Source organism: Enterobacter sp. EC_64 (assembly GCF_019584165.1).
In the GTDB taxonomy this organism is placed as follows: Bacteria; Pseudomonadota; Gammaproteobacteria; order Enterobacterales; family Enterobacteriaceae; genus Enterobacter; species Enterobacter roggenkampii.
Window position 1 is genome coordinate 100,512 of the sequence record NZ_VDAS01000006.1, and the last position, 25,449, is coordinate 125,960.

Annotated in this window: 21 protein-coding genes; 11 read left to right on the forward strand and 10 right to left on the reverse strand. The window is 57.7% G+C overall.

Features of this window, described 5'->3' with window-relative positions; genetic code table 11:
- The first annotated feature begins 56 nt into the window (after window positions 1–56).
- The gene (gene fadR, locus FHC52_RS06695) at window positions 57–776 is read left to right on the forward strand and encodes a fatty acid metabolism transcriptional regulator FadR (RefSeq protein WP_008500512.1); all 720 of its coding nucleotides are present in this window, start codon (window positions 57–59) and stop codon (window positions 774–776) included.
- 116 nt (window positions 777–892) lie between these two features.
- On the opposite strand, the gene FHC52_RS06700 is transcribed toward fadR, so the two are convergent.
- A complete protein-coding gene (locus tag FHC52_RS06700) occupies window positions 893–2,425 on the reverse strand; it encodes a SpoVR family protein (RefSeq protein ID WP_023293929.1) in 1,533 nt (510 codons plus the stop codon).
- Window positions 2,426–2,746: 321 nt separating this feature from the next.
- On the opposite strand from FHC52_RS06700, the gene FHC52_RS06705 reads away from it, so the two are divergent.
- Both FHC52_RS06705 and dadX read left to right on the forward strand, forming a co-directional pair.
- Window positions 2,747–4,045, forward strand: coding sequence for a D-amino acid dehydrogenase (locus FHC52_RS06705; protein WP_220419980.1), 1,299 nt, complete (start codon window positions 2,747–2,749; stop codon window positions 4,043–4,045).
- Window positions 4,046–4,054: 9 nt separating this feature from the next.
- Window positions 4,055–5,125, forward strand: a complete 1,071-nt coding sequence (gene dadX, locus FHC52_RS06710) for a catabolic alanine racemase DadX (protein ID WP_126288344.1) — start codon at window positions 4,055–4,057, stop codon at window positions 5,123–5,125.
- 97 nt (window positions 5,126–5,222) lie between these two features.
- On the opposite strand, the gene FHC52_RS06715 is transcribed toward dadX, so the two are convergent.
- The gene (locus FHC52_RS06715) at window positions 5,223–6,956 is read right to left on the reverse strand and encodes a potassium/proton antiporter (RefSeq protein WP_045908249.1); all 1,734 of its coding nucleotides are present in this window, start codon (window positions 6,954–6,956) and stop codon (window positions 5,223–5,225) included.
- A gap of 97 nt (window positions 6,957–7,053) precedes the next feature.
- Window positions 7,054–7,968 carry a muramoyltetrapeptide carboxypeptidase gene (gene ldcA, locus FHC52_RS06720; protein ID WP_126288346.1) on the reverse strand — a complete coding sequence of 305 codons (915 nt, stop codon included), beginning with the start codon at window positions 7,966–7,968 and terminating at the stop codon, window positions 7,054–7,056.
- Window positions 7,969–8,074: 106 nt separating this feature from the next.
- Between ldcA and emtA the strand changes: the two genes are divergently transcribed.
- A complete protein-coding gene (emtA, locus tag FHC52_RS06725) occupies window positions 8,075–8,686 on the forward strand; it encodes a membrane-bound lytic murein transglycosylase EmtA (RefSeq protein WP_024909815.1) in 612 nt (203 codons plus the stop codon).
- A 38-nt stretch (window positions 8,687–8,724) separates the two neighbouring features.
- On the opposite strand, the gene FHC52_RS06730 is transcribed toward emtA, so the two are convergent.
- A complete protein-coding gene (locus FHC52_RS06730; protein WP_048029456.1) occupies window positions 8,725–9,456 on the reverse strand; it encodes a flagellar brake protein in 732 nt (243 codons plus the stop codon).
- Between the two features lie 208 nt (window positions 9,457–9,664).
- Here FHC52_RS06730 and FHC52_RS06735 point away from each other — a divergent pair, with 208 nt between their 5' ends.
- A complete protein-coding gene (locus FHC52_RS06735; protein WP_008502662.1) occupies window positions 9,665–9,919 on the forward strand; it encodes a GlsB/YeaQ/YmgE family stress response membrane protein in 255 nt (84 codons plus the stop codon).
- A gap of 112 nt (window positions 9,920–10,031) precedes the next feature.
- Window positions 10,032–12,134 carry a TonB-dependent siderophore receptor gene (locus FHC52_RS06740; protein ID WP_126288348.1) on the forward strand — a complete coding sequence of 701 codons (2,103 nt, stop codon included), beginning with the start codon at window positions 10,032–10,034 and terminating at the stop codon, window positions 12,132–12,134.
- Between the two features lie 64 nt (window positions 12,135–12,198).
- Here the strand turns inward: FHC52_RS06740 and FHC52_RS06745 are convergent, their stop codons facing one another.
- On the reverse strand, window positions 12,199–13,884 hold the full coding sequence (locus tag FHC52_RS06745; protein ID WP_126288350.1) for an alpha,alpha-trehalase: 1,686 nt from the start codon (window positions 13,882–13,884) through the stop codon (window positions 12,199–12,201).
- Between the two features lie 102 nt (window positions 13,885–13,986).
- Window positions 13,987–14,943 (reverse strand): AraC family transcriptional regulator, encoded by a 957-nt coding sequence (locus tag FHC52_RS06750; RefSeq protein WP_008502659.1) that lies wholly within the window; start codon window positions 14,941–14,943, stop codon window positions 13,987–13,989.
- A gap of 115 nt (window positions 14,944–15,058) precedes the next feature.
- Here FHC52_RS06750 and FHC52_RS06755 point away from each other — a divergent pair, with 115 nt between their 5' ends.
- A complete protein-coding gene (locus FHC52_RS06755; RefSeq protein WP_025913132.1) occupies window positions 15,059–16,246 on the forward strand; it encodes an MFS transporter in 1,188 nt (395 codons plus the stop codon).
- Window positions 16,247–16,287: 41 nt separating this feature from the next.
- Here FHC52_RS06755 and gap read toward each other — a convergent pair whose 3' ends face one another.
- Entirely contained in the window at window positions 16,288–17,298 is a 1,011-nt protein-coding gene (gap, locus tag FHC52_RS06760; RefSeq protein WP_126288352.1) for a type I glyceraldehyde-3-phosphate dehydrogenase, read from the reverse strand.
- Between the two features lie 78 nt (window positions 17,299–17,376).
- Window positions 17,377–18,357: a GlxA family transcriptional regulator gene (locus FHC52_RS06765; protein WP_126288354.1), complete on the reverse strand. Its 981-nt coding sequence runs from the start codon at window positions 18,355–18,357 to the stop codon at window positions 17,377–17,379.
- A 148-nt stretch (window positions 18,358–18,505) separates the two neighbouring features.
- Here FHC52_RS06765 and FHC52_RS06770 point away from each other — a divergent pair, with 148 nt between their 5' ends.
- Together FHC52_RS06770 and FHC52_RS06775 are read left to right on the forward strand one after the other, a co-directional pair.
- Window positions 18,506–19,477, forward strand: a complete 972-nt coding sequence (locus tag FHC52_RS06770) for a fatty acid desaturase (RefSeq protein ID WP_058673538.1) — start codon at window positions 18,506–18,508, stop codon at window positions 19,475–19,477.
- The gene (locus tag FHC52_RS06775; RefSeq protein ID WP_126288356.1) at window positions 19,470–20,228 is read left to right on the forward strand and encodes a phosphate/phosphite/phosphonate ABC transporter substrate-binding protein; all 759 of its coding nucleotides are present in this window, start codon (window positions 19,470–19,472) and stop codon (window positions 20,226–20,228) included. Before FHC52_RS06770 ends, FHC52_RS06775 begins: the two co-directional genes overlap by 8 nt.
- On the opposite strand, the gene FHC52_RS06780 is transcribed toward FHC52_RS06775, so the two are convergent.
- Both FHC52_RS06780 and FHC52_RS06785 read right to left on the reverse strand, forming a co-directional pair.
- Window positions 20,207–21,103: a LysR family transcriptional regulator gene (locus FHC52_RS06780; protein WP_220419981.1), complete on the reverse strand. Its 897-nt coding sequence runs from the start codon at window positions 21,101–21,103 to the stop codon at window positions 20,207–20,209. The genes FHC52_RS06775 and FHC52_RS06780 overlap by 22 nt on opposite strands.
- A gap of 21 nt (window positions 21,104–21,124) precedes the next feature.
- On the reverse strand, window positions 21,125–23,413 hold the full coding sequence (locus FHC52_RS06785; protein ID WP_126288360.1) for an FdhF/YdeP family oxidoreductase: 2,289 nt from the start codon (window positions 23,411–23,413) through the stop codon (window positions 21,125–21,127).
- A gap of 1,003 nt (window positions 23,414–24,416) precedes the next feature.
- On the opposite strand from FHC52_RS06785, the gene FHC52_RS06790 reads away from it, so the two are divergent.
- Together FHC52_RS06790 and tssJ are read left to right on the forward strand one after the other, a co-directional pair.
- Entirely contained in the window at window positions 24,417–24,911 is a 495-nt protein-coding gene (locus tag FHC52_RS06790; RefSeq protein ID WP_126288362.1) for an SH3 domain-containing protein, read from the forward strand.
- 23 nt (window positions 24,912–24,934) lie between these two features.
- On the forward strand, window positions 24,935–25,438 hold the full coding sequence (gene tssJ, locus FHC52_RS06795; RefSeq protein ID WP_126288364.1) for a type VI secretion system lipoprotein TssJ: 504 nt from the start codon (window positions 24,935–24,937) through the stop codon (window positions 25,436–25,438).
- Window positions 25,439–25,449 lie beyond the last annotated feature (11 nt).

A 25,449-nucleotide genomic window follows, 5' to 3' on the forward strand; every position in this document is an offset into this window, starting at 1 on the left:
CACGCCTCTGGTATGATGAGTCCAATTTGCTAAAGCTGTGTAATGGAAATCTCACTATGGTCATTAAGGCGCAGAGCCCGGCGGGTTTCGCGGAAGAGTACATCATTGAAAGCATCTGGAATAATCGTTTCCCTGCGGGGTCCATTCTTCCGGCTGAACGCGAACTCTCTGAACTGATTGGCGTCACTCGCACCACGCTGCGTGAAGTGCTTCAGCGACTGGCGCGCGATGGCTGGTTGACGATCCAGCACGGCAAGCCAACAAAAGTGAACAACTTCTGGGAAACCTCCGGGCTGAACATTCTTGAAACGCTGGCGCGTCTCGATCATGAAAGCGTGCCGCAGCTCATTGATAATCTGCTCTCCGTTCGCACCAACATCGCGACGATCTTTATTCGTACGGCTTTCCGCCAGCATCCGGAAGATGCGCTTGCGGTGCTGGCCAGTGCCAACGAGGTGGAAGATCACGCCGACGCGTTCGCCACCCTCGATTACAACGTCTTCCGTGGCCTGGCGTTTGCCTCCGGCAACCCGGTGTACGGTCTGATCCTCAACGGTATGAAGGGACTCTACACCCGCATTGGCCGTCACTACTTTGCCAATCCCGAAGCCCGCAGCCTGGCGCTGGGCTTTTACCATAAGCTGAGCAAGCTGTGCTCCGAAGGTCTGCACGATCAGGTGTATGAGACAGTGCGCCGCTACGGTCACGATTCCGGTGAAATCTGGCACCGTATGCAGAAAACGCTGCCGGGTGATTTGGCGATTCAGAGCCGCTGAAATAAAAAACCTCTCGTGTGAGAGGTTTTTTTTCGTCGGGTGGCGGCTGCGCCTTACCCGACCTACGGGTCTTGTAGGCCCGGTAAGCGTAGCGCCACCGGGCAAAAAAGGCTGGACTAAAGCGTATTCAACCGCGCCGGGCAGCGTTCAAGCAGCTCGACGCTCCCGTCTTCATTCTGCTGCTCCAGTTGCACGTCAAAGCCCCACAGGCGATGCACGTGCTTCAGCACCTCTTTACGCCCTTTATCCAGCGGCGCGCGATTGTGCGGGATATAGCGCAGCGTCAGGGAGCGGTCACCGCGCAAATCCACGTTCCACACCTGAATGTTGGGTTCAAGATTGCTCAGGTTGTACTGGGAAGAGAGGCGAGAGCGGATCTCACGGTAACCCTCCTCGTTGTGGATTGCGGAGATCTCCAGATAGTTGTTGCGGTCATCGTCCAGCACAGTGAAGAAGCGGAAGTCACGCATGATCTTCGGCGACATAAACTGGCTGATGAAGCTCTCATCCTTAAAGTCGCGCATCGCAAAGTGCAGCGTTTCCAGCCAGTCAGATCCTGCGATATCCGGGAACCAGTACTTGTCTTCTTCCGTCGGCGACTGGCAGATACGCTTGATGTCCTGGAACATGGCAAAGCCAAGCGCATACGGGTTAATCCCGCTGTACCACGGGCTGTTATAGGGCGGCTGGAACACCACGTTGGTATGGCTGTGGAGGAACTCCATCATGAACCGCTCGGTAACTTTCCCCTCGTCATACAGGTGGTTGAGAATGGTGTAGTGCCAGAATGTCGCCCAGCCTTCGTTCATCACCTGCGTCTGCTTTTGCGGATAGAAATACTGGCTGACCTTGCGCACGATGCGCAGGATCTCACGCTGCCATGGCTCCAGCAGCGGGGCGTTCTTCTCCATAAAATAGAGCAGGTTTTCCTGCGGCTCGGACGGATAGCGACGCGCTTCGGCGATCGTTTTTTCCTCCTCACGCTTCGGCAGGGTGCGCCACAGCATGTTCACCTGGCTCTGGAGATACTCTTCGCGGCTTTTCTGCCGGGCTTTCTCCTCCTGCAGGGAGATTTTCTGCGGACGTTTATAGCGGTCTACGCCGTAGTTCATCAGCGCGTGGCAGGAGTCGAGCAGTTTTTCCACTTCGTCCACGCCGTAGCGCTCTTCGCAGTCGGTAATGTATTTACGGGCGAAGATCAGGTAATCGACGATGGAGCTGGCATCCGTCCAGCTGCGGAACAGATAGTTATTCTTGAAAAAGGAGTTGTGCCCGTAGCAGGCGTGCGCCATCACCAGCGCCTGCATGGTAATGGTGTTCTCTTCCATTAAATAGGCGATACACGGATTGGAGTTGATGACGATTTCATACGCCAGACCCTGCTGGCCGTGCTTATACAGCCGCTCCGTTTCAATAAATTTCTTACCAAACGACCAGTGCGGATAGTTGATCGGCATCCCGACGCTGGAGTAGGCGTCCATCATCTGTTCGGACGTAATGACTTCAATCTGATGGGGATAGGTATCCAGGCGATACAGTTTTGCAACCCGGTCGATTTCGGCGAGGTAAACATCCAGCAGCTCGAAGGTCCAGTCGGGTCCATCGCTCAGACGTGTGTTGTCCTTGTTCAGGGAATCAATAGTAGCCATTAGCGCGCCCTCGTTGTGGGTGCTCTCTCTGTCTGGAGAGCCTCCTTTCAAGCATAGATCAACGTGTTAAAAAGCGTGCTGGGGCAGAAATTTTTTCTTTGCGATTTCGCGTTTTTGATACGGCAAAAAAAGGGCGTCCCTCAGCATTTTATGCTGGTTAAAAATAACGCGTAGCAGGAGATCCCAAATTAGCACTATCCCCTGATGCTGGGGGATGTGTGAGGTAAGTCACCATAAAAAAGTCGTATGTTGAATAATATTTTCAACTAGGTTATCAATCTGTAATTAGAAGATTGTTCTTTTGCACATAATGGAGTGGCTATGCGTGTTGTCATACTGGGAAGTGGTGTCGTTGGGGTAACCAGCGCCTGGTATTTAAGTCAGGCGGGACATGACGTCACCGTTATCGATCGTGAGTCAGGCCCCGCGCTGGAAACCAGCGCGGCGAACGCCGGGCAAATCTCTCCGGGCTATGCGGCACCGTGGGCAGCACCGGGCGTTCCGCTGAAAGCGATTAAATGGATGTTCCAGCGCCACGCGCCGCTGGCCATCAGCCTTGACGGCACGCAGTTCCAGCTGAAGTGGATGTGGCAGATGCTGCGCAACTGCGACACCCGCCACTACATGGAGAACAAAGGGCGCATGGTGCGCCTGGCGGAATACAGCCGCGACTGCCTGAAAGCGCTGCGCGCCTCAACCGGGATTGAGTACGAAGGCCGTCAGGGCGGAACGCTCCAGCTGTTCCGCACTGAACAACAGTATGAAAACGCCACCCGCGATATCGCCGTGCTGGAAGATGCTGGCGTACCGTATCAACTGCTGGAAGCCACCCAGCTTGGTCAGGTTGAACCTGCGCTGGCGGAAGTGGCGCATAAGCTGACGGGCGGCCTGCGCCTGCCGAATGACGAAACCGGCGACTGCCAGCTCTTTACGCAGCGTCTGGCGCAGATGTGCGAGCAGGCAGGGGTGAAATTCCGGTACAACACCTCTGTCGACAAGCTGCTGTCGGAAGGGGAAAAAATTTACGGCGTGAAGTGTGGCGAAGAGGTGATCAAAGCGGATGCCTACGTCATGGCGTTTGGTTCGTACTCCACCGCGATGCTGAAGGGCATTCTCGATATTCCGGTCTACCCGCTAAAAGGCTACTCGCTGACCATTCCGGTAAAAGAGGAGAGCGGCGCACCGGTTTCTACCATTCTGGATGAAACCTATAAAATCGCCATTACCCGCTTCGATAACCGCATCCGCGTAGGCGGCATGGCGGAGATTGTCGGCTTCAACACCGAACTGCTGAAACCGCGTCGTGAAACGCTGGAGATGGTGGTGGGGGACCTCTTCCCGCGCGGTGGCTTTGTCGAGCAGGCGACCTTCTGGACCGGCCTGCGTCCGATGACGCCGGACGGCACGCCGATTGTCGGGCGCACGCCGTTCAAAAACCTGTGGACCAATACCGGACACGGTACGCTTGGCTGGACGATGGCCTGCGGCTCCGGGCAGCTGCTGAGCGACCTGATTTCCGGACGCACGCCGGCCATTCCGTTTGACGATCTCAGTGTCGCGCGCTATCAATCGGGGTTTACGCCTTCGCGTCCACAGCACCTGCACGGCGCGCATAACTAAGGAGCTGTCATGTCCCGTCCTGTTCTCGCTCAGCTGAACCTGCAGGCCCTGAAGGATAACCTGCAGATTGTTCGTCGGGCAGCACCTGGCGCACGCGTGTGGTCGGTGGTGAAAGCGAATGCCTACGGCCACGGCATTGACCGTATCTGGAGCGCGCTGAGCGCCACCGATGGCTTTGCGTTACTCAATCTTGAAGAGGCCATTCTGCTGCGCGAGCGCGGCTGGAAAGGGCCCATACTGCTGCTGGAGGGCTTCTTCCACGCCGACGATCTGCCGCTGCTGGATAAGTACCGGCTGACCACCAGCGTTCACAGCAACTGGCAGATCAAAGCGATTCAGGATGCGAAGCTCCACGCGCCGCTGGATATCTATCTCAAGGTCAACAGCGGCATGAACCGCCTGGGCTTCCAGCCTGAGCGGGTACATACGGTCTGGCAGCAGCTGCGCGCCCTGAAGAACGTGGGTGAAATGACGCTGATGGCACACTTTGCCGACGCGGAAAAACCGGACGGTATCGCCGATGCCATGGTCCGCATCGAGCAGGCCGCAGAAGGGCTGGACTGCCCACGCTCGCTGTCCAACTCTGCGGCCACGCTGTGGCATCCCGAGGCGCATTACAACTGGGTGCGTCCGGGGATCGTTCTGTACGGCGCGTCGCCCTCGGGCCAGTGGCAGGATATCGCCAACAGCGGCCTGAAGCCGGTAATGACCCTGCGCAGCGAAATCATTGGTGTGCAAACCCTGAAGGCCGGCGACACGGTGGGCTACGGCAGCCGCTATCGGGCACAGGGCGAGCAGCGGATTGGTATCGTGGCGGGCGGCTATGCCGACGGCTACCCGCGCATTGCGCCGACCGGCACGCCGGTGTGGGTCGATGGGGTTCGCACGGGAACGGTAGGCACCGTATCAATGGATATGCTGGCCGTCGACCTGACGCCATGTCCGCAGGCGGGTATCGGTTCGCCGGTTGAGCTGTGGGGTAACGAAATCAAAATTGATGACGTGGCGGCCGCAGCAGGGACGGTCGGGTATGAACTGATGTGTGCTTTGGCACCAAGAGTGCCGGTTGTGACGGTGTAACAAATGTTTGTGTCGGGTGGCGGCTTCGCCTTACCCGACCTACAAAACCCTCGAGTGTAGGCCGGGTAAGCGTTAGCGCCACCCGGCAAAAAAACCGCTACTCCGCTTCCTCTTCCATCGGCCTCAAACCGACTTTCCTCACAGCGTTATCTTCTTTCTCTGCTACCGTCCAGATCATCCCGGCAAACTCGACCTGATCGCCCACGACCGGGGCAGCGCCAAGCCGCTGCTGGATGATTTCGCCCAGCGTTTGCTGGCTATCTCCGTCTTCAGCACCTTCATCCAGGCCGTAAATCAGCGCCACATCGGCAAACCTGGCGCTGGCTTCCAGAATGAAATCGCCGAAGAAACGCTGGTCCAGCGCCACCGGAGGCGACTGGCTGAACAGCTTGCCCAGCGCGGGCAGGTCGCGCTCGCGGCCAATCACGCACAGAATATCCCCTTCGCGCAGGCGGGTGCTGCCGGTAGGGTGCAGCAGAACATTGTCGCGGAACAGGGCGGCAATGCGCGTTTCGGCCGGCATGTGCAAATCGCGCAGCGAAGCCCCCACGCACCATTTGTCGGCGCTTAGCTGATAAACGAACTGTTCCCACGGGTTTTCCGGATGGATGTCGAGCCCCACGCGGGAAACCGGCCAGCCCACGGGAGGCACCACCACTTTGGCTTTTTTCGCCGCCCACCCGAGGGACGTTCCCTGGAACAGCAGCGAAATCAGCACCACGAAGAACGCCACGTTAAAGAACAGCCGGGCGTTATCCAGACCCGCCATCATCGGGAAGACGGCAAGGATAATCGGCACCGCGCCGCGCAGGCCCACCCAACTGATGAATATCCGCTCGCGCAGGTTGAAGCCGCGAAACGGCAGCAGGCCTGCAAATACCGACAGCGGACGGGCGAAGAAGATCATCCACGCGGACAGCAGCAGCGCCGGAACCGCGATGGGCAGCAGGTCTGAGGGGGTGACCAGAAGCCCCAGCACCAGGAACATGCCGATCTGCGCCAGCCAGGCCAGACCGTCGAAGTTCTGCAAAATGGCATGCCGGTTGCGAATAGGGCGGTTGCCCATCAGGAACCCGCAGAGGTAGACGGCGAGAATGCCGCTGCCGTCCAGCGCCGTGGTAACGGCAAAAATGAGGATGCCGCCGCTCAGCGCCAGCAGAGGGTAAAGCCCCAACGGCAGCGATATGCGGTTGATTGTCTGCTGAAGCAGATAGCCGCCCGCCAGGCCGATGACAATCCCCAGGCCAAATTGCTGCAGGATATGCCACGCAAATGTCCAGCTCAGCCCGCTTTCGTGCTGCTGAATCATCTCGATAAGCGTAATGGTGAGAAACACCGCCATCGGGTCGTTACTGCCGGATTCAATCTCAAGCGTGGATCCAACGCGTTCGTTGAGCCCTTTTCCACCAAGCAGAGAAAACACAGCTGCCGCATCGGTTGAGCCGACAATCGCGCCAATCAGCAAACCTTCCATGATATTGAGATGGAAAAGCCACGCGGCCATCATTCCGGTGAGGCCGGAGGTTATCAACACGCCAACCGTCGCGAGCGACAGCGCGGGCCCTAAGGCCACGCGGAAGGAGCTCGCCTGGGTGCGCATGCCGCCGTCCAGCAGGATCACCGCCAGCGCCAGGTTACTCACCATGTAGGCGAAAGGATAGTTATCGAATGGGATACCGCCAATGCCATCAATGCCGGCCAGCATGCCGATGGCGAGGAAAATAACAAGAATAGGTATGCCGAGACGCGATGAAAATGAACTTAATAAAATACTGCTGGTTACAAGGACCGAACCCAGAATGAAAAGGCTGATTATCGCTGCGGCATCCAATGTTCTCTTACTCCCACCTCAATGTTAACGCTGTTACTAAAACCCTAACATATTAACGACGGCAACAGCGTTTTATTAAGGGGGTATAACGGCTTTTTTATGCCTTTATGACAGGATGGCCGCTGATGGTCAGCCGGGAGCCGGAATCATTATGGATCAGGGAGGCGTGTGCCCCCAGTGCCAGGGTCACGGTGCGCTGCTCATGGCCGAAATCCAGACCGGCGATCACCGGAATATCCAGCCGCGAGCGAATGAACTCAATCATGGTTTCCAGGGAGTAACCCGCGTCATAGTCATTCGGGGCAGAGCCGCTGAAGCTGCCCAGCACGATCGCGGACTGGCGCTCAAGAATACCGGCATGATAGAGCTGCAACAGCATGCGCTCGACGCGGAACGGATGTTCGTTGATATCTTCCAGCACCAGAATGCCGTCCTCGATGTGCGGCATCCACGGCGTGCCGATAAGCGAAACCAGCATCGCCAGGTTGCCGCCCCAGAGCTGGCCTTCACATTCCCAGTGCGGTCCAAAGCCCCGCCACTCCACGCTGTAGGTGGGATTGCGCAGCGCGCGCCAGAAGTGTTCCACGGTGAACGCATTCAGCTCCGGGGCGCCGAAATTACCGGCCAGCATCGGGCCGCTGAAGGTGATAACGTTATGCAGCGCCAGCAGCCCAAGCTGGATGACGGTGAAATCGCTGTGGCCGCATATCAGCAGCGGATCCTGCTGCTGGCGCTGCGCCAGGCCCTGCCAGTCAATGCTCTCCAGCAGCCTGCTCGCGCCATATCCGCCGCGCACCGCCAGCACTATGCTATTTTCACCCTTCAGGCTGACCAGGCTGTTGATATCATTCAGCCGCTGCGCTTCGGTACCGGCAAAACGCTGCTGGCGGCGGGGGATAATCGTCTGATTTTCTACCCGGTGGCCCGACTCCAGCAAACGCTGAACGCCCCGCTGCGCCGCGTCCTGGTTAATGCAGTAGCCCGACGGCGCGATGAGATGAAACTGAGACATGGCAATTCCTTGCTGAATGAGAAACTAATTGTCTATATCATGCCGCTTATACGCCGCCTGCTTCAAGAGCGGCGCACCGCGATGACCGGCTATAAGGATAGATGACGTGAAATTGAGATGGTTTGCTTTTTTGATTGTGTTGCTCGCTGGCTGTAGTTCAAAACATGATTATCAAAACCCGCCCTGGAACCCGGAAGTACCGGTGAAGCGCGCGATGCAGTGGATGCCGATCAGTGAACAAGCCGGGAAAGCCTGGGGCGTCAGTCCGCGTCTCATCACGGCGATCATTGCGGTGGAGTCCGGCGGTAATCCCACGCTTGTCAGCAAATCCAACGCGGTGGGGCTGATGCAGCTTAAAGCGTCAACGGCGGGGAAAGAAGTTTACCGCTATATGGGCTGGAGCGGTCAGCCGTCGACTAGCGAGCTGAAGAATCCGGAACGCAACATTTCAATGGGCACGGCCTATCTGAGCATCATGGAGCACGGCGTGCTGAAGGGCATTAAGGATCCGGAGGTGATGCAGTACGCGCTGGTGGTCTCTTACGTTAATGGTGCCGGCGCGTTGCTGAGAACCTTCTCCTCTGACCGCAAAGAGGCGATAGAAGAGATTAACGGCATGGACAAAGACGAATTCTTTGAGCATGTGGCGAAAAATCACCCGGCACCACAGGCGCCTCGTTATATCTGGAAAGTACAGAAAGCGATGGATGCCATGTAATGCCGCAGACGGGCGGCGGTCACGCTGCCCGATGTTCCTTACAGAACTTTATTTGCGCGTTCCCGCGCCTCGCGCTCCAGGGAGTAGATAATGCGCTGCAGCTCGCGCTCTGCGCCGGGCCCGACATTCAGGAAACGGAAGCTCAGACGCGGCGTGGTGATGGTTTCATTTTTGCTGTCCACGACGGTGCGGTCGCTGATGGCAATCAGCTGTGCATCGAAATAAAAGCGCCCCCAGCCCCCCATATCCAGCTCAATTTGCGTGAACCGCATGCCCTCTACCAGTCCGTCAGGCTTCGGCGTATCCATCAGCGCGCCCATACCGCCAAGCGACAGATCGAAGAGACGGAAGCGGATCTCTTTTTTGTCCGGCATTTTGGCCTTGCAGAAGTAAGCGGGATGAAGCGGGGCGTTGATGCGGAAATATTCGCGACGCTGGACAAACCAGAGATTGCCAGGAAGGGGGGTCACAAAGGCCGGAAGCCCCTGATATTCGCTCAGTTCCAGTCGCGACAGGACAAACTCCACTTTGGCGCCCTGCGTTTCGGCCATCACGGCGATATTCTCCGCCTTCAGCGCCGCGCGGTTTTCATACTCCTGACTGCCCAAATCAATCACCAGCCGCTCCTGCGAGGCGTCAAGGATCTTGCTGATGAACTGATTATTCGACCAGCTGATGCGCAGCGGCACTTCACCTTTTTGCAGGTCGCGTAATACCCCTAATACAGCCAGCGGATTTTGCTTGAGGAACTGCTCACTGTAATGACTCACGCCGGATGGCTCCTTGATAGATGACAGACTGTCTTAGCGTTATCGGCAATCTGCGATGAAACTTAATACAAACCGGTGAGTTTTTTTTGCCTGTTTAGACAAAGATAAGTCGGTGAGAAGAAAATGATTTTCCGGCGATGACCTATACTTACGTTAGCTGTGCAGAAGGTTTTCTGCGCATGCGTTAAACCTGCAAGAGGGCATCGCTATGGGTATCATCGCCTGGATTATCTTTGGTCTTATTGCTGGCGCTATCGCGAAATTGATCATGCCGGGAAACGATGGCGGCGGCTTTATTTTGACCTGTGTACTCGGGGTCGTTGGTGCGGTTGTGGGCGGCTGGCTGGCGACGATGTTTGGCTTCGGAGGCAACATAAGTGGTTTTGACCTGCACAGTTTTCTGGTCGCTGTCGTGGGCGCCATTGTGGTGCTGGGCATATTCAGGTTACTGCGACGAGCATAACATGACGTAAACGGCTCTCTGCGGAGGGCCGTTTTTTTGCCTGCGTATTGATTTGTTAATCTAAATGATAATAATTGTCGTTCCGTATCGCATCTAACAACAAGACGACATTATGACTCCTTCACGTTTTACGCTATGCGCCCTGGCAGGCGCCGTCTCGCTCGCACTGCATGTTCCGGCATTCGCCGAAGAATCCACTATCGTCGTCACCGGCGCAGAGCAGGGCAGCGCGCTGCCGGCCTGGACGAACAGCGCCACGAAATCTGCCGTTGCTGAAAGTAAAACGCCGCAGGTCATCACGACCCTCTCTGCGCCGGAGATTGATAAGCGCCATGCGAATTCCGTGAATGAAATCCTGCGCTATGCGCCAGGGGTCTCAACCGAGGTGCGGGGAAATACCTCCTACATGAGCGAATATAAAATTCGTGGCTTTACCGTCGACCAGGAGTTCTACAACGGACTGCAGCTGCCCTATAACGTCACCGGCAATACCAAAGCCCGCATCGATCCGCTGTTAATTGACAGCGTTGATATCCTGAAAGGCCCCTCATCGGTTCTCTACGGCGGCGGCTCGCCGGGCGGGCTGGTGAATATCCAGAGTAAAAAGCCACAGCGAGAAGCGCGAACCGAATTCGGATTTAACACCGGCAACCGCAACCTGAAAGAGGGCTATCTCGACTCAACCGGTCAGATTGCCAACAGCGACTGGAACTACCGTTTGCTGGGGAAAGCGACGGAAAATGACGATCAGCCGCACACCACCCGGTATGAAAATTACCTGGTTGCCCCGTCCGTCACCTGGCAACCCGACAGCAAAACCCGCCTGACTCTGGATGCGCTGGCGCAGAACTCCCCGAGCCTGACGCCGTCGAACCCGCTGCCGCTCGCCTACCTGCGCTCGAAATACGCGGGCAAGCGCGATTACGCCGGTGATGAGTGGAACGGATTTAAGCAGCGCCAGTGGATGCTGGGCTACAGCTTTGAACATGCGTTCGACAGCGGCTGGGGCTTTAACCAGAAGGCGCGCTATTTCGACGTCGATACGCATCAGCGCAGCGTCTATGCGACGGGCATGGGAAGCGAGGTCTATCAGCTCAACCGCTTTGCCTACACCACCGATGAAGATCTGCAGAGCTTCAACATCGATAACCAGGTGACGAAAACCGTGGCGCTGGGCGACTGGCAACACCATCTGCTGGCCGGGTTTGACTATCAGAAGCTGAACTCCCATTTCCACTACCGTTACGCGTCGGCCACGCCGGGCATGGATATGCGCAACCCTGACTATTCGCAGATCGGCGAAAGCGCGCTGGGCCTGTATACCGCCCAGAAAAACCGTCTGAGCTATCAGCAGAACGGCTACTACCTGCAGGATCAGGTGGAGTGGGGGGGCTTAAATCTGCTGGGCAGCCTGCGCTACGACGATTATCGCTCCGTGACCACCAATTATCTGCAAAACGGTGATAAGGACTGGGTCTCTCAGGATCGCGTCACCAAACGCCTGGGCGCGCTTTACGCTTTTGATAATGGTCTGTCACCGTTTATCAGCTATTCCGAAGGCTTTGCACCAGTGTCGCCGAAGGGAACGCTCGCGGCGAAAGACGTCAAACCGACCACCAGCAAGCAAGTGGAGGGCGGCGTGAAATATCTGCTGGCCGACTACGCCACCACCTTTACCGCCTCGGTGTTCAACATCCGTCAGAAAAATGTCGTCACCTCCGATCCGGGCTTCCTGAACTATCGTCAGACCGGGGAGGTGGAATCCAAAGGGGCTGAGCTGTCTGCCATCAGCCGCCCGACGGACAACCTGACGCTGATTGCGAACTATGCCTACACCCACGCGATCAATACGGAAGATGATAAGTACAAAGGGAAACGTCCAACGCAGGTGCCGGAGAATGCCTTCAATCTCTGGGGGGATTACACCTTTGAGAACACGCCGCTGAAAGGGTTGATGCTGGGGGTGGGGGCGCGCTATACCGGCCCGATGGAAATCTCACCCGCTAACGATGCGGGTAAGCTGGGCGGTACCACCCAGTACGATCTGGCGGCATCCTATCGGATGGGCGAAATCCTGCCTTCGCTGGCAGGGCTGACGCTTAAGGCCAGCGCGCAGAACATCACCAACAAAGAGACGCTGACCTGCTACGACGCGACCAACTGCTGGATTGGGCGCGACAGAACGTATCAGCTAGGGGCGAGTTACAGTTTCTAAGCAAAGCCCTGTGAGTTTAAAAAGTAGGCCGGGTAAGGCGTAGCCGCCACCCGGCAATACTCACTTACTGCGCCGTCGCCTTCACCGGCGCCACCTCATCATTCGCGGCAGTCCGATTCTCCGGCACGCTGTCGCACGGTTTCTCTTTCGGGCAGACCCGATCCAGCATCTTCAGCGTCACGCCGTTGCTCCAGCCGAAGCCGTCCTGCAGCGGATACTCGCCGCCGCCGCCCCCCGTACCGGTTGACGACACATCATACTTCTCGACCAGTTTCTTTTCCCGATCATAAGTGTGCTGAACGTTTTTCAGGAAGCGCCAGGTCACATCCATCGAGACCTTCTCTTGCCCGTAATTCTGCAACCCTTCCGCCGCGACCCATTGCAGCGGGGCCCAGCCATTTGGCGCATCCCATTGCTGACCGCTGTTGACGGTGGTGGTCGCTATTCCGCCCGGCTGTAGCAGACGTGAAGAGGTTGCCGCAGCGACTTTATCGGCACGATCCTGCGCCGCCGCCTTCACGTAAAGCGGGAACAGGGCCGCAGCCGTGAGCTGATTGCGTACCTTCTTACTCTTCAGATCGTAATCGGCGTACCAGCCCTCTTTGTCATTCCACAGGTGGCTCTCGATGGCTTTCTGGCGCGCGGTGGCCAGCGCCTCATACTTGTTTGCGCTGGCGGCATCGCCGCTTTCCTGGCTTGCCCGGGCCAGCAGTTTTTCCATCTTGAACATCAGGGCATTCAGGTCCACGGGCACAATGCTGGTGGTCCGGATGGTGCCGAGTTTTTGCGGATCGTCCATCCAGCGGGAACTAAAGTCCCATCCCGAGGCCGCGGCGGAACGCAAATCACGGTAGATCTCGGTTGCCGGTCGGTTAGGGTTGCTTTTCGCGGTATTCACATCGTCAAGCCAGGACTCCGGGCGCGGGGTGTCGCGATCGTCCCAGTAGCGGTTGAGGATCGCGCCGTCATCCAGTTTCACCACGCGTTTGCTGGCCTGGCCCGGCTGCAGGGCATCGACGCCGTCCATCCAGTAGGCATACTCTTTCTCCATCTGCGGACGATATTTCTTCAGCGCATCGCTGTCATGGGTCGCCAGCAGTTCAACCATCAGTGAGAAAAACGGCGGCTGGGAGCGGCTCAGGTAATAGCTGCGGTTGCCGTTGGGAATGTGGCCGAAGGTGTCGATCTCATACGCAAAGTTATCCACCATGTCGCTGATTTTGTCCCAATGATCGCTCTCAGCCAGGCCCAGCATGGTGAAATAGCTGTCCCAGTAGTAGACCTCGCGGAAACGACCGCCGGGCACAACGTAAGGCTTCGGTAACGGCAGAAGGGAATCCCATTTGTTGCTGGCTTTATCGGTAGTGCGCGTCAGTACGGGCCAGAGATCGTCAATGTGCTCACGTAAACTTTGTCCAGCAGGCGGAACATATTTTTCCCCTTCCGCAGGGAGCGTAAAGTTCATCTCGACAAAGTGGCGTAAGTCAAAGCTGGACTGCGTATGCTGCATCCGGTAGTCCGCCAGAATCATCAGCGGGTCGCTTTTGGGGACGGCATCCGCAAAGGTTTTCTGATCGGGAAACAGTTTGGCGCTCTGCACATCGTTAAACAGAGGGCCAAGTAAAATATCGGGTGAGGTTGTCTGGGTTGCGGGGTTATCGTCGGCATAGCCCAGTGTCGTTACGCCGAGCAGCGCGCCGCCTAACGCAAGGGGCAAAAACGCGGGGCGTAGTGTACGAGGTCTTATCATCAGTTCGTCTCCTGTCTTCACTAAACAGCGTGACCGCTGTTGTCAATCACCTGAAAACCTTAGACGAATATTGCCCGCTTCGCGTTAAATATTGCCGCGCTTTCAGACCTCTTCCGCGGTCTGGCTGGCTTCCCGCAGCGTGCCCGGCGCATGGCCAATGATGCGCTTAAACGCCCGGCTAAATGCCGCCAGAGAGCCATACCCCAGCCGCAGCGCGACGGTTTCAATGGGCTGGTTTTCATGACGAATATACTGAATGGCCAGCCGCATTCTCAGCTCGCTGAGATATTTTGCCGGGGTGGTTCCCGTCGCCGCGAGAAACCGTTCCGCGAAAACGGAGCGGGACGTGCCTGCTTCTTTTGCCAGATCCGCCACGCTCCAGTTCAGGCCTGGCTGCTGGTGCATGGCGTAAATGGCCCGGCTCAGGCGCGGGTCGCGCAGCACCTGGACCCAGCCGGTGGCTTTGCCACAGCCGCCTTCAACCCAGCCCCGCACAATTAACGCCGCCACCACGTCGGCCAGCCGCGCAAGGATCCCGGCATACCCGGCCTGACGCGCCGCGGATTCCCGCTCCATCGCCGCCAGCAGCGGATGAATTTCCGGCCAGGTGGACATCAGCCGGCTAACCATCATCACTTCCGGCATCGCCTTGATCAGCGGCTGCATCCCGCCCAGCTCAAAATCCATGCACCCGCTAAAAATAAGGGTGTTCTCGCTCTCAGGGCAGGGCTCGCAGGTAATGGCGCAGACCGAGCTGCAGATAGGCTCGCTCGGGAAGGCGTTGACCGGGGTAAGGGTGGCCTGCTCGTCAGAGAGCAAAGCGTGGGAATTCCCGCCGGGAATAAAGAGGGCGTCGCCACCGCTCAGTTCGAACGTTGCGCCACTCTCCATGCGCAGCAGGGCGCTACCGTGGCTCACAAAATGGAACTGTGCCCGGCCGGGAGCCTGATGAAACGCGACGCCAAAGGGCGCGCTGGCTTCAATCCGCCGGTATTTCACGCCTGACAGGCGCATGCCCCGTAAAAGTTCGCTGATCAAATCGGGTGACTGTACGGTCATGGCGCAACTCCGGACGAATAATCAATAAGTGGAGATTATATGTCATAGATCGTCCAGGGTTAACCTTCTATTCTTTTGCGACAGTAGTCACATTTTTATAACGGGAGATCAACAGATGAGTTCATGTGTCGCGGCGAGCGAGGCGGTAGCGCCTGCAAAACCCGCCTGGCGGGCCGTCTATTCACTGGGGCTGGGGGTATTTGGTTTGATTACGGCAGAATTTCTGCCCGCCAGCTTGTTAACCCCCATGGCCGCGAGCCTGGGCGTGACCGAGGGGATGGCCGGACAGGCTGTCACCGCCACCGCGCTGGTGGCGCTGGTCACCGGGTTGCTGATCACCCCGGCAACCAAGAGTATCGACCGCCGCTGGGTACTGATGTTTTTCTCGGTGCTGCAAATTATCTCCAGCCTGCTGGTGGCCTTTGCGCCCAACCTGCACGTCCTGCTCATGGGGCGTCTGCTGCTGGGGATAGCCATCGGGGGATTCTGGGCCATGTCGACGGCGACAACGATGCGTCTGGTTCCGGCGGATAAAGTGCCGAAAGCGCTGGCGGTAATCTTCTCCAGCGTATCAATTGCCACGGTGGTCGCGGCCCCGCTGGGCAGCTATCTGGGCAGCCTGATCGGCTGGCGCAACGTCTTTATTCTCTGCATTCTGCCGAGCATGCTGGCGCTGCTGTGGCAGCTCTGGGTGCTGCCGTCCATGAAGCCGGAGAGCAGCGGTAGCCTGAGTACGCTGTTCCGCGTGCTGCGTCGTCCAGGGATGATCGGCGGCATGCTGGCGACCATTCTGATCTTCAGCGGCCATTTCGCCTTCTTTACCTACCTCCGTCCGTTCCTGGAGACGGTGGGGCAGGCGAGCGTGGAAACCATTTCACTGATCCTGCTGGGCTTTGGCATCGCCAACTTTGTGGGCACCTCCGTGGCCGGGCATCTGCTGGCACGTAATCTGCGCCTGACGCTGGCGCTGGTGCCGTTTGCGATGGGCGTTCTCGCGCTCATGATGGTCGCCTTTGGTCATCTGGCGATGCTGGACGGGCTGCTGGTCGCGCTGTGGGGCTTTGCATTTGGTCTGGTTCCGGTGGGCTGGTCAACCTGGCTTGCGACCACCGTTCCGGATGAAGCCGAAAGTGCAGGGGGGCTGCTGGTGGCCTCAATCCAGCTGGCGATAAGCGCCGGTGCGGCCGGAGGTGGGGCGGTATTTGATCTTAACGGTGCCAGCGGCGTGTTCGCGGGCAGCGGTTTGCTGCTGGTGACGGCGATGGTGATTGTGTTTATGGGTGTGAAAGTGAAAGCGGAGTGATTTTTTAGCCGGGTGAGCGTTCGTGCCACCCGGCCTCAGGTTTACAGCCCTTTCTTATCCATCAATACCGCCAGATCCACCAGGCGGTTAGAGAAGCCCCATTCGTTGTCATACCACGCCAGGATCTTCACCATATTCCCGCCAATCACCAGCGTGGAAAGCCCGTCGATAATCGAGGATCGCGGGTCACCCTGGTAATCGCTGGAGACCAGCGGTTCATCGCTATACCCCAGAATGCCTTTCAGAGGCCCGCTGGCGGCCGCGTTGCGGAACGCGTCATTCACCTCTTCGGCGGTCACGTTGCGGCTCAGCGTCACGGTTAAATCGACAATCGACACCACCGGCACCGGCACGCGCAGGGAGTACCCGGTCAGCTTGCCGTCCAGGGAGGGGATCACTTTCCCCAGCGCTTTCGCCGCGCCGCTGGAGTAGGGCACAATCGACAGCGCCGCCGCGCGGGCGCCGCGCAGATCTTTTTCTGGCTGATCGTGCAGCGCCTGGCTGTTGGTGTAGGCGTGCGTCGTGTTCATCAGGCCATGCTCAATTCCGAAATGCTGATGCAGCACCTGAGCGGCCGGTGCCAGACCGTTCGTGGTGCAGCTCCCGTTGCTCACCACCGCGTGCCGGGCGGGATCGTACTGGTCATGGTTGACGCCCATCACAATCGTCAGGTCGTCGTTCTTCCCGGGGGCGGAAATGATGACGCGCTTAGCGCCGCCGTGGGTGATATGCACCGCCGCTTTCTCTCGCTCGGTAAAGAAGCCGGTGGCCTCAATCACCACGTCTACCCCGGCATCACGCCACGGGATATTCGCCGGGTCGCGTTCGCTAAATACCACGATCCGCTGGCCGTCTACCTGCAACGCACCGTCACCCGCTTCAACGGGCGCGGGCAGTTTGCCCAGAAGGGAATCGTGCTTCAGTAGATGGGCGAGGGTTTTGCTGTCCGTCAGATCGTTAATCGCCACAATCTGCAGATCCGGGTTGCCCAGCGCCGCGCGCAGGACATTACGTCCGATACGGCCGAAACCGTTAATACCGACCTTAACCATGGTGCACTCCTTATCTCTGTTGTCTGGAGTCACTGTAGGCGTCGGGCCGGCTGGCGTAAATGACAAAAAAGGATCAGATTACGCCATGTTGCGGCAGTGAAAGCGCTGGCGGTATTCGCCGGGCGTGAGGTGAAGCTGTTTCTCAAAGATGCGGCGTAAATTAATGCTGGTGCCAAATCCGCTTTGCTCAGCAATGCGCTCAAGGGGATCGCGGGTTTGCTCAAGCAGCTGGCGGGCGGCGGCCAGTCGCGCTTCGGTCACGTAGCGGGCAGGCGAGACCCCGGCCTCTCGGGTGAACACGCGGGTGAAGTTACGCGGGCTCATCGCCGCTTTCTCGGCCAGATTCTCCACGCACAGATCGGCGGTGAGGTTCTGTAGGATCCAGCTTTGCACTTCGCCTATCGGCCCTGCTGTGCCCGGCTGCTGCAGGCTGTAGCGGCTGAACTGCAGCTGTCCGCCGGGACGTCGCAGGTACATCACCATATCCTGCGCCACGTCGCGGGCGAGGGTAAATCCGTAGTCGTCCTCCACCAGCGCCAGGGTCAGGTCGAACCCGGAACTCACGCCGCCGGAGGTCCAGATGGGGCCATCCTGAATGTACAGCGGGCCGCCTTCGACCTGGATTGACGGGTACTGGGCTTGCAGGGTCTCCAGCAGCCGCCAGTGGGTGGTGGCGCGGCGACCGTCCAGCAGGCCGGTCTGGGCCAGCAGCATCGCGCCGCCGCAGATAGAGGCTACCCGCCGGGCGTGCGGCGCAGCGAGGTGCAGCCAGTCCACCACCGCCGTGCTCTCCTGCTCGTTCAGGCCGCGTCCGGTGATGATAATCGTGTCCAGCGGTTCACGCGGATCCAGCTCCGGCAGGCGATAGTCCGCCAGCAGGTTCAGACCGGACTGGCCGTGGATTACCTGGTGAGGCTGCGTGGTGGCGATGATAATCCGGTAGCGGGGATGCGCCAGCCCTTCCGGATGCAGCCGGTTGGCCTGCATCAGAATGTCGGCGATACCGGCGGCTTCAAACAGCATGCCGCCGTCGGGAACGATAATCAGGATCTTCTTCATGTCCTGAAAAGTACCTTTAATACAGAATAAGTCAAGCGTGCCCGCACTTCACGTTTCTGGCAAAGCAAAGCGATTTAAGTTGTTTGTGATTTCAGGCGTAATCCCCGATCGTCAGGGCTCTGTCTCTGGCGAAACGGCGTCTGAAGGAATGGGTAAACGAAGCTCCCTCTATTTACATCCGCAACAACGCAATCAAATTCACCGCCTCGCGTCGGGTTTCTTATGGCGAAGCGAACTGCCCACCTGGCTGTTAATGTTCACGATTTATGCGGGCTGGTTTGCCACGCTGGCGTTCTGGCAAACGCTCGGCCTGCTGCCCGCCACGCTGCTGCTCATCGGGTTTACCGCCTGGTACATGTCCCTGCAGCATGAGCTTATCCACGGGCATCCCACCCGTTTTGCCTGGCTTAACCAGCTGTTCGGCACGCTCCCGCTGGCGGTCTGGTATCCGTACGGCCTTTACCGGGATTCCCATCTGGCCCACCATCGGTACGATAGCCTGACCCATCCGGTGGATGACCCGGAGTCGTACTATTTTACCGAGGCGAGCTGGGCGCGCTTTTCCCCCTGGCAGAAGCGCCTGATCCGGGCCCGGAATACCTTTGCCGGTCGGCTTCTGCTGGCGCCGCTGCTGGATATCGTCCAGACGCTGGGCAGCGCCGGGGCGGCGTTTCGTCATCTTCACCTGCGGGCGATGACGATGTGGCTGGTTCACATCACGCTGCTGGTGGCGCTTTTCGCCTGGATGACGCACGTCGGTTTTTCCCCCGTCTGGTTCGTGCTGGCGGTCAGCTATCCGGCGCTGGCGCTGACCAAGGTGCGATCGTTTCTCGAACATCGCGCGGCGGACGATCCGCTGGCACGCTCCGTCATTAACGAGGCCGGGCTGTTCTGGCGGATACTGTTTTTAAATCTCAACTACCATTCAGTACACCATGATTTACCGGGCGTGCCGTGGTACGGGCTGAAGGCGATCTACCAGCAAAACCGGGAGGCGTACCGGGAGCGAAACCGCGGTTTTCTCGTCAGGGGCTACGGTGAATGGCTGCGCCAGTTCTGGGCCAGGCCCGTCGACGTCACCGTTCACCCCGGAAAACAACAGGAGGAGGGATATGAGTAACCTGCTGGCGTTTCCCATGTATGCGGTGGATCGCGCCGACACCCGCGCGCTCTGGCTGGCGGTCAAGGGGCTGCTGGCCGCTCGCGGTGTGCCCGTCGAAGATGTCCCCGACGGGCCGGAGTCCGATCTGCTGACCCACTGGCGACAGCCTGCGCTTGTCCTCAGCCAGGCCTGCGGTTATCCGCTCGTCACACAGCTTCCGGACGTGCAGGTCGTCGGCTGTTTTCATTACGCGGCCCCGGGCTGCGCAGGGTTCCACTACCGCAGCTTTCTGGTGGTGCGCGAGGAGGATCGGCACCTCACGCTGGCGGATTTTCGCGGACGACGGGCGGTCTGTAACTCTGCGGACTCGCAGTCCGGCTACAATGCGCTGCGAAAAAAAGTGGCGCCTCTGGTGGCTCAGGAGCCGTTTTTCGCGCAAACGTCCTTTAGCGGCAGCCATCGCCAGTCGCTGAAGGATGTCAAACGCGGGGCAGGGGATATCGCGGCCATCGACTGTGTCACCTGGGCACTGCTGCAGCGTCACGAACCGGAAAGCCTGACGGGTCTGGCGGTCATTGACCGTACCCCGCTGACGCCGGGGCTGCCGCTCATTACCTCGCCCCGCACCTCGCCTGAGACCCTGAACGCCCTTCGCGATGCGCTCCACGCGCTGGTGAGTTCGCCGGAGCACCGGGCCGTTTGCGACGCGGTGCTGATCCGCGGTTTTAGCGTGGTGACGCGTCAGGCCTACGCCTCATTGCTGGCGTGATAGATCTCCTGCGCGTCGGTAAAGCAGCGCAGCGCCAGCGAGGAGACGGGTTTCTGTCGGCGCATAATCAGGCCGACAGGGGCCTCGATATCCGCGTCGGCGATGGGGACAATCCTGAAATGGCTGTTCAACTCTTCCAGCCCGTTGTTCAGCGGCATCACGGCGCAGCACACGCCGCTTTGCACCGCCTGAATGATCTGGAACGTGGAGTCGCTCTCAAAAACGGACCTCGGTTCAATGCCAGCAGACTTAAAGCTGGCCTCCATATGCGCCCGGTAATGCATCCCTTTGGTCAGGAACCCCAGCGGAAAATCCGTCAGATTGCGCCAGGTCAATGTCTCCTGGCCGAGCTGGAAATGGCGGACGTCGTGCAGCAGGCCCATATTCGTTTTGGGAAGCTGGATAATATCGAACAGGCTGGCGTCGATGCTGTTGAGATAGCAAATCCCCAGCTCAAGCTGATTGCGGCTGACGCCGTCGGCAATCTGCGCGGAGGACATGGAATAGAGGCTGTAGGTCAGCTCCGGGTATTTTTCCGTCAGCAGACGGATAAAGATCATCGGATCCACACTCGCCAGCGGCACCATCCCCAGACGAAGTTCGCCCACCACCTGACCTTTGCACAGCGCGGCTTCCGCCTGTAGCCCGTCATGTGCAGCCAGCAGCGCGCGGGCCCACGCGAGGATGCGTTCACCCTCCGGCGTAAACCCTTCAAAGCGCTGCCCGCGCACAATCAGTACCAGCCCGAGCTCCTCTTCCAGGCTGCGGATGCGCATGGAAAGGGTCGGCTGGGTGATGTTGCACTGCGAGGCCGCCTTGCCAAAATGGCGGGTCTCGTCGAGCGCGATTAAATATTTTAACTGTTTAATATCCATCGTTTTCTCTGCGCGATCGACTTACAGCATGCGGATCTCTTTTGAGCGCAGGGTGATGCGAACCGGAACGGATTTATACGACGGCGTACCGCTGTCCTTATCCAGATAATCAAGCGGGACCAGCACGTTGGCCTCCGGATAATAGGCCCCGACGGTCCCCGGCGCGATGTTGTACGCCACCACGGTAATGTCTTCCAGACGCTGTCCGTTGCCGGGCAGGGCGGTTTCGATATCCACGCGGTCGCCGTGCTCCAGCCCTGACTGCGCCATATCCTCTTCGTTCATAAACAGCACGTCGCGGCGACCAAACACGCCGCGGTAGCGGTCGTCCAGCGCGTAAATGGTGGTGTTGTACTGGTCGTGGCTGCGCAGCGTGATCAGGCGCAGGACGTGCTCACCTTCACCGCTGGCGTTCTCGTGTACGCCGTCGAAGACCGAGAACATCGCTTTTCCCGTCGCCGTTGGCCAGAGACGTTGCGTTGGCGGCAGCGGCATACGGAAGCCGCCGGGAACGCGGATCCGCGCGTTATAGTTCTCAAACCCCGGAATGGTCTGCTCGATAAGATCGCGGATACGATCGTAATCCTCAACCAGCGTCATCCAGTCCACGCGGGTATCCGGCAGGGTGGCTTTCGCCATGCCCGCGACGATAGCGGGTTCTGACCGAAGCAACGGGGAGGCGGGTTTGAGCTTGCCGGATGAGGCATGCACCATCGACATCGAGTCTTCAACGGTAATGGACTGGCGGCCGGTGGCCTGAACATCCAGCTCGGTACGGCCAAGACATGGGAAAATAAAGGTCTCTTTGCCCACCAGCAGATGGGTACGGTTGAGCTTGGTGCCGACGTGGACGCTCAAATCCAGGGATCCCATCGCCGGAAAGCCGCGTTCATGATCGGGCATCGCCACCGCAAAATTACCGCCGAGGCAGATGAGCGCCTTCGCGCGGCCGTCGATCATCGCCTGGGTGGCCTGCACCGCGTCATGGCCGTGGTGAGACGGTGGCTCAAAGCCGAAAACCTCCTTCAGACGGTTCAGGAAGGCCGGCGTGGGTTTCTCGCTAATCCCGACGGTACGGTTCCCCTGCACGTTTGAGTGGCCGCGCAGCGGGCATATTCCCGCGCCGGGCTTGCCGATATTCCCGCGCATCAGCAGCAGGTCCGCAATCAGGCGGACGTTTGCCGTGCCTTTGTTGTGCTGGGTAATGCCCATCCCGTAGGTGATGATGGTGGCATTCGATTTCGCATACGCCTCTGCCACCTGCTTGAGCGCCGCCTGACTGAGACCTGACTCGCGTTCGATCTCGTCCCAGCGGGTTTGCGCGATATCGGCGGCAAAGTCCTCAAAGCCCTGGGTGTGTTCGGCAATAAACGCGCGATCGAGCACGTCCCCGCGTTCGGACTCCATTTCCAGCAGGTGTTTGGCAATCCCTTTCAGCGCGGCGGCATCGCCCCCGGCCTTCACCTGGAAATAGGTCGAAGCGATATCCGTGGAGCCGTAGGTCGCCATTTCAATCACGCTTTGCGGGTCCGCAAAACGTTCCAGGGCGCGCTCGCGCAGCGGGTTAAAGACGATAATCGGCACGTTGCGGCGGGCCAGCTCGTGGAGGGTCCCCATCATGCGCGGATGGTTAGTGCCGGGGTTATGGCCGATGGAGATCACCAGTTCAGTCTTATCAAAGTCATCCAGCGAGACGGTCCCTTTCCCAATCCCGATCGAACGGGGCAAACCGACGCTGGTGGCCTCGTGACACATATTCGAGCAGTCGGGGAAGTTGTTGGTGCCGTATTCGCGAGCAAACAGCTGGAACAGATACGCCGCTTCGTTAGAGGCGCGTCCGGAGGTATAGAACTCGACCTGGTCCGGCTCGAGCCCGCGCAATACTTCGCCGATGCGTTGAAACGCCGCGTCCCAGTCGACGGGGCGGAAGGTATCGCTGTCGCGGTCATAGCGCAGGGGATGCGTCAGCCGACCGTAGCCTTCCAGCTCAAAGTCCGATTTTGCCAGCAGCGAGGAGACAGTGTTTGCGGCCAGAAACGCGGGGGTGACGCGTTTGCTGGTCGCTTCCCAGGTCACCGCTTTGGCGCCGTTCTCGCAGAACTGGAACGTCGATTTGTGTTCTTTATCAGGCCACGCGCAGCCCGGGCAGTCAAAGCCGTCAGGCTGGTTGGTGCGCAGCAGCGTCGCCGGGGCGTCAAAGGTATCCATTTGGGTGCGTACCGCAATCGCCGTCGCTTTCAGTGCGCCCCAGCCGCCGGCAGGGCCGTCATAGTGTCTGATGCCTGGCACCGAGCGTCTTTTCTTGTTCATACCCACTCCTGATTTGTTCGATCACACAACGCCTGAGCCAATAAATCACTGACGAGAGCAATAGGTGAAAGCAATGACGGTCGGATGGCAACGCACATACGGAACGGGAAAATGCCTTAACGCAAACTCTTTTTATTACAGTAATTTATCTGGTCTGGTGTTTAAATATTTAAAGAAATTATAACGAATATTTATCATTTTAATAATAAATCTTATCTATCGTCCGGTAGGCGAGATAGATGGCAGTGAGCAGGAAAGTATGTAGCGCCAGTAAAACATCGACTGAAGCTGTTGCGCTGGAGATATCGCCACGATTCGCGGCTGGCGGGCTGCCGGAGGCATTTTTCATTTGAGGAAATGACAGGAAGGTTTACTCAGGCTTAATGAATAATAGATATAAGGTATACCTGGCAGTGGAATTATTACGGCCTAAAATATACGCTTTTTTTGCGGCATGAAATTAACATTTTTCTGCATAAGTGAAATATTCTCACCCAGGCGATGAAGCGTCTTCAATATTAAAGATACCCTGTTAGTGCAACAAATAATTCATCAGGGATATATTCCTTTGACATCAAAAAAACGCGAATTCTACTAATTATGGTAGTGGCGATAATAGCGTGATTGCGTTAATGAAAGTGGTTCTCTTTTGTGTTTTTTAATAGATAAAACATTATGTTATGTTGTTTTGTGGTGGAGGAATAAGAAAGGATGGGCCTTATCGTTTTTCATCATAGGATTAATCCTATAATTTTCCGACTGCTTCATTTACCAACAGTTACGCGGCGGTAAATATTGAATTGATACGAAGCTCATGTAAACTTGTTTACCGTTTGTCAAAATATGTCAGGAAGACACTGGGCCTTATTCTGAAAGGCTCGTGCGGTAGCTATGCCCTTAAAGTAGTAACGCCCCGAAAATATCCTGGCTATTTTAACAATAGCACTTAAGTCAAACTTCATCCCCTTATCTCCATCATCGAAATATCGCTACGGAAAAGCATATGAAAATGCGCGTACTGTTTTCACTTCTGTTTGTAATGGCGGTGGCGGGCTGTAAAGCACCGCAGAAACCTGTGATTAACGACGATACGATCGAGACCAGCCAGGTCAACGGCGTCACCTTAACCCACCGTCACGCTGTGACGCCGCCGACGGAGTTCACGCCGGTTAACGAGCCGTATCGTGCCATGTATCCAGCCTCTCTGATGAGCCGTCCTGACTTCGGCGGTAAAGTTATCCGCACTCTTGATACCGGAAAAACGTACGTGGTGCTGGGGCAGGTTGAACACTACTGGATGGCGCTTGCCGATGAAGGCAACGAGCAGCTGATTGGTTACGTTCCGATGCGCGCTGTTATCAAGGCCGACCAGTACGATGCCGCCGTGCGTAAACAGGCTATTCGTCCAAAGGCGCGTAAAAAAGCGACCTGTGTTGATGTCGACGGTAACAGCAAAGCCTGCAAAGACAGCGCTAACGGTACCTGGATCCTGAACTAAACGGCTTTCATGAGCGCATTTTTATGAATAATAAAAATTTTCATAGGCTGTGGTTATTCTTTTACGCGATGATTTTCGCGCTGATCGGTGGTTGTTCGTCGTCTTCACACAGCGACCCCTCCCGCTACAATCTGCAGTTTCAGGCTCATCCACAAATCAATGAATCTGCGCCGCTTAAGGTTCGGGTGCTGTTGCTGAAATCCGATGCGGATTTCATGTCCAGCGACTTCTACTCCCTGCAGAACAACGCGTCAGCCACGCTTGGCGCGAATCTGCTGAACAGCGATGTGTTCTTCCTGATGCCGGGACAGCTGTCAAAAACTCTCAGCGGGCAAAGCTCGCCGGAGGCTCGCTACATCGGCGTGATGGCGGAGTACCAGGTGCTGGATGGCAAAAAATGGCGCGTTTCACTCCCTCTGCCCGTGCCTGGCGAAAATCATATCTACCAGTTCTGGAAATGGTCCGCCGATGAACTTCAGGCCAACGTTTTACTCGACGTGAACGGCATTCGGGTCATCAGCCAGTAACGCGCTTCTAA

What these genes read in the sequence shown, in the direction of transcription:
- FHC52_RS06755 (WP_025913132.1), top strand. Translation starts at nt 15,059, where the DNA reads ATGAGTTCATGTGTCGCGGCGAGCGAGGCGGTAGCGCCTGCAAAACCC.
- FHC52_RS06750 (WP_008502659.1), bottom strand. Translation starts at nt 14,943, where the DNA reads ATGACCGTACAGTCACCCGATTTGATCAGCGAACTTTTACGGGGCATG.
- FHC52_RS06770 (WP_058673538.1), top strand. Translation starts at nt 18,506, where the DNA reads ATGGGTAAACGAAGCTCCCTCTATTTACATCCGCAACAACGCAATCAA.
- tssJ (WP_126288364.1), top strand. Translation starts at nt 24,935, where the DNA reads ATGAATAATAAAAATTTTCATAGGCTGTGGTTATTCTTTTACGCGATG.
- ldcA (WP_126288346.1), bottom strand. Translation starts at nt 7,968, where the DNA reads ATGTCTCAGTTTCATCTCATCGCGCCGTCGGGCTACTGCATTAACCAG.
- fadR (WP_008500512.1), top strand. Translation starts at nt 57, where the DNA reads ATGGTCATTAAGGCGCAGAGCCCGGCGGGTTTCGCGGAAGAGTACATC.
- FHC52_RS06745 (WP_126288350.1), bottom strand. Translation starts at nt 13,884, where the DNA reads ATGATAAGACCTCGTACACTACGCCCCGCGTTTTTGCCCCTTGCGTTA.
- FHC52_RS06765 (WP_126288354.1), bottom strand. Translation starts at nt 18,357, where the DNA reads ATGAAGAAGATCCTGATTATCGTTCCCGACGGCGGCATGCTGTTTGAA.
- FHC52_RS06705 (WP_220419980.1), top strand. Translation starts at nt 2,747, where the DNA reads ATGCGTGTTGTCATACTGGGAAGTGGTGTCGTTGGGGTAACCAGCGCC.
- FHC52_RS06775 (WP_126288356.1), top strand. Translation starts at nt 19,470, where the DNA reads ATGAGTAACCTGCTGGCGTTTCCCATGTATGCGGTGGATCGCGCCGAC.
- FHC52_RS06735 (WP_008502662.1), top strand. Translation starts at nt 9,665, where the DNA reads ATGGGTATCATCGCCTGGATTATCTTTGGTCTTATTGCTGGCGCTATC.
- gap (WP_126288352.1), bottom strand. Translation starts at nt 17,298, where the DNA reads ATGGTTAAGGTCGGTATTAACGGTTTCGGCCGTATCGGACGTAATGTC.
- FHC52_RS06785 (WP_126288360.1), bottom strand. Translation starts at nt 23,413, where the DNA reads ATGAACAAGAAAAGACGCTCGGTGCCAGGCATCAGACACTATGACGGC.
- FHC52_RS06740 (WP_126288348.1), top strand. Translation starts at nt 10,032, where the DNA reads ATGACTCCTTCACGTTTTACGCTATGCGCCCTGGCAGGCGCCGTCTCG.
- FHC52_RS06790 (WP_126288362.1), top strand. Translation starts at nt 24,417, where the DNA reads ATGAAAATGCGCGTACTGTTTTCACTTCTGTTTGTAATGGCGGTGGCG.
- FHC52_RS06700 (WP_023293929.1), bottom strand. Translation starts at nt 2,425, where the DNA reads ATGGCTACTATTGATTCCCTGAACAAGGACAACACACGTCTGAGCGAT.
- dadX (WP_126288344.1), top strand. Translation starts at nt 4,055, where the DNA reads ATGTCCCGTCCTGTTCTCGCTCAGCTGAACCTGCAGGCCCTGAAGGAT.
- FHC52_RS06780 (WP_220419981.1), bottom strand. Translation starts at nt 21,103, where the DNA reads ATGGATATTAAACAGTTAAAATATTTAATCGCGCTCGACGAGACCCGC.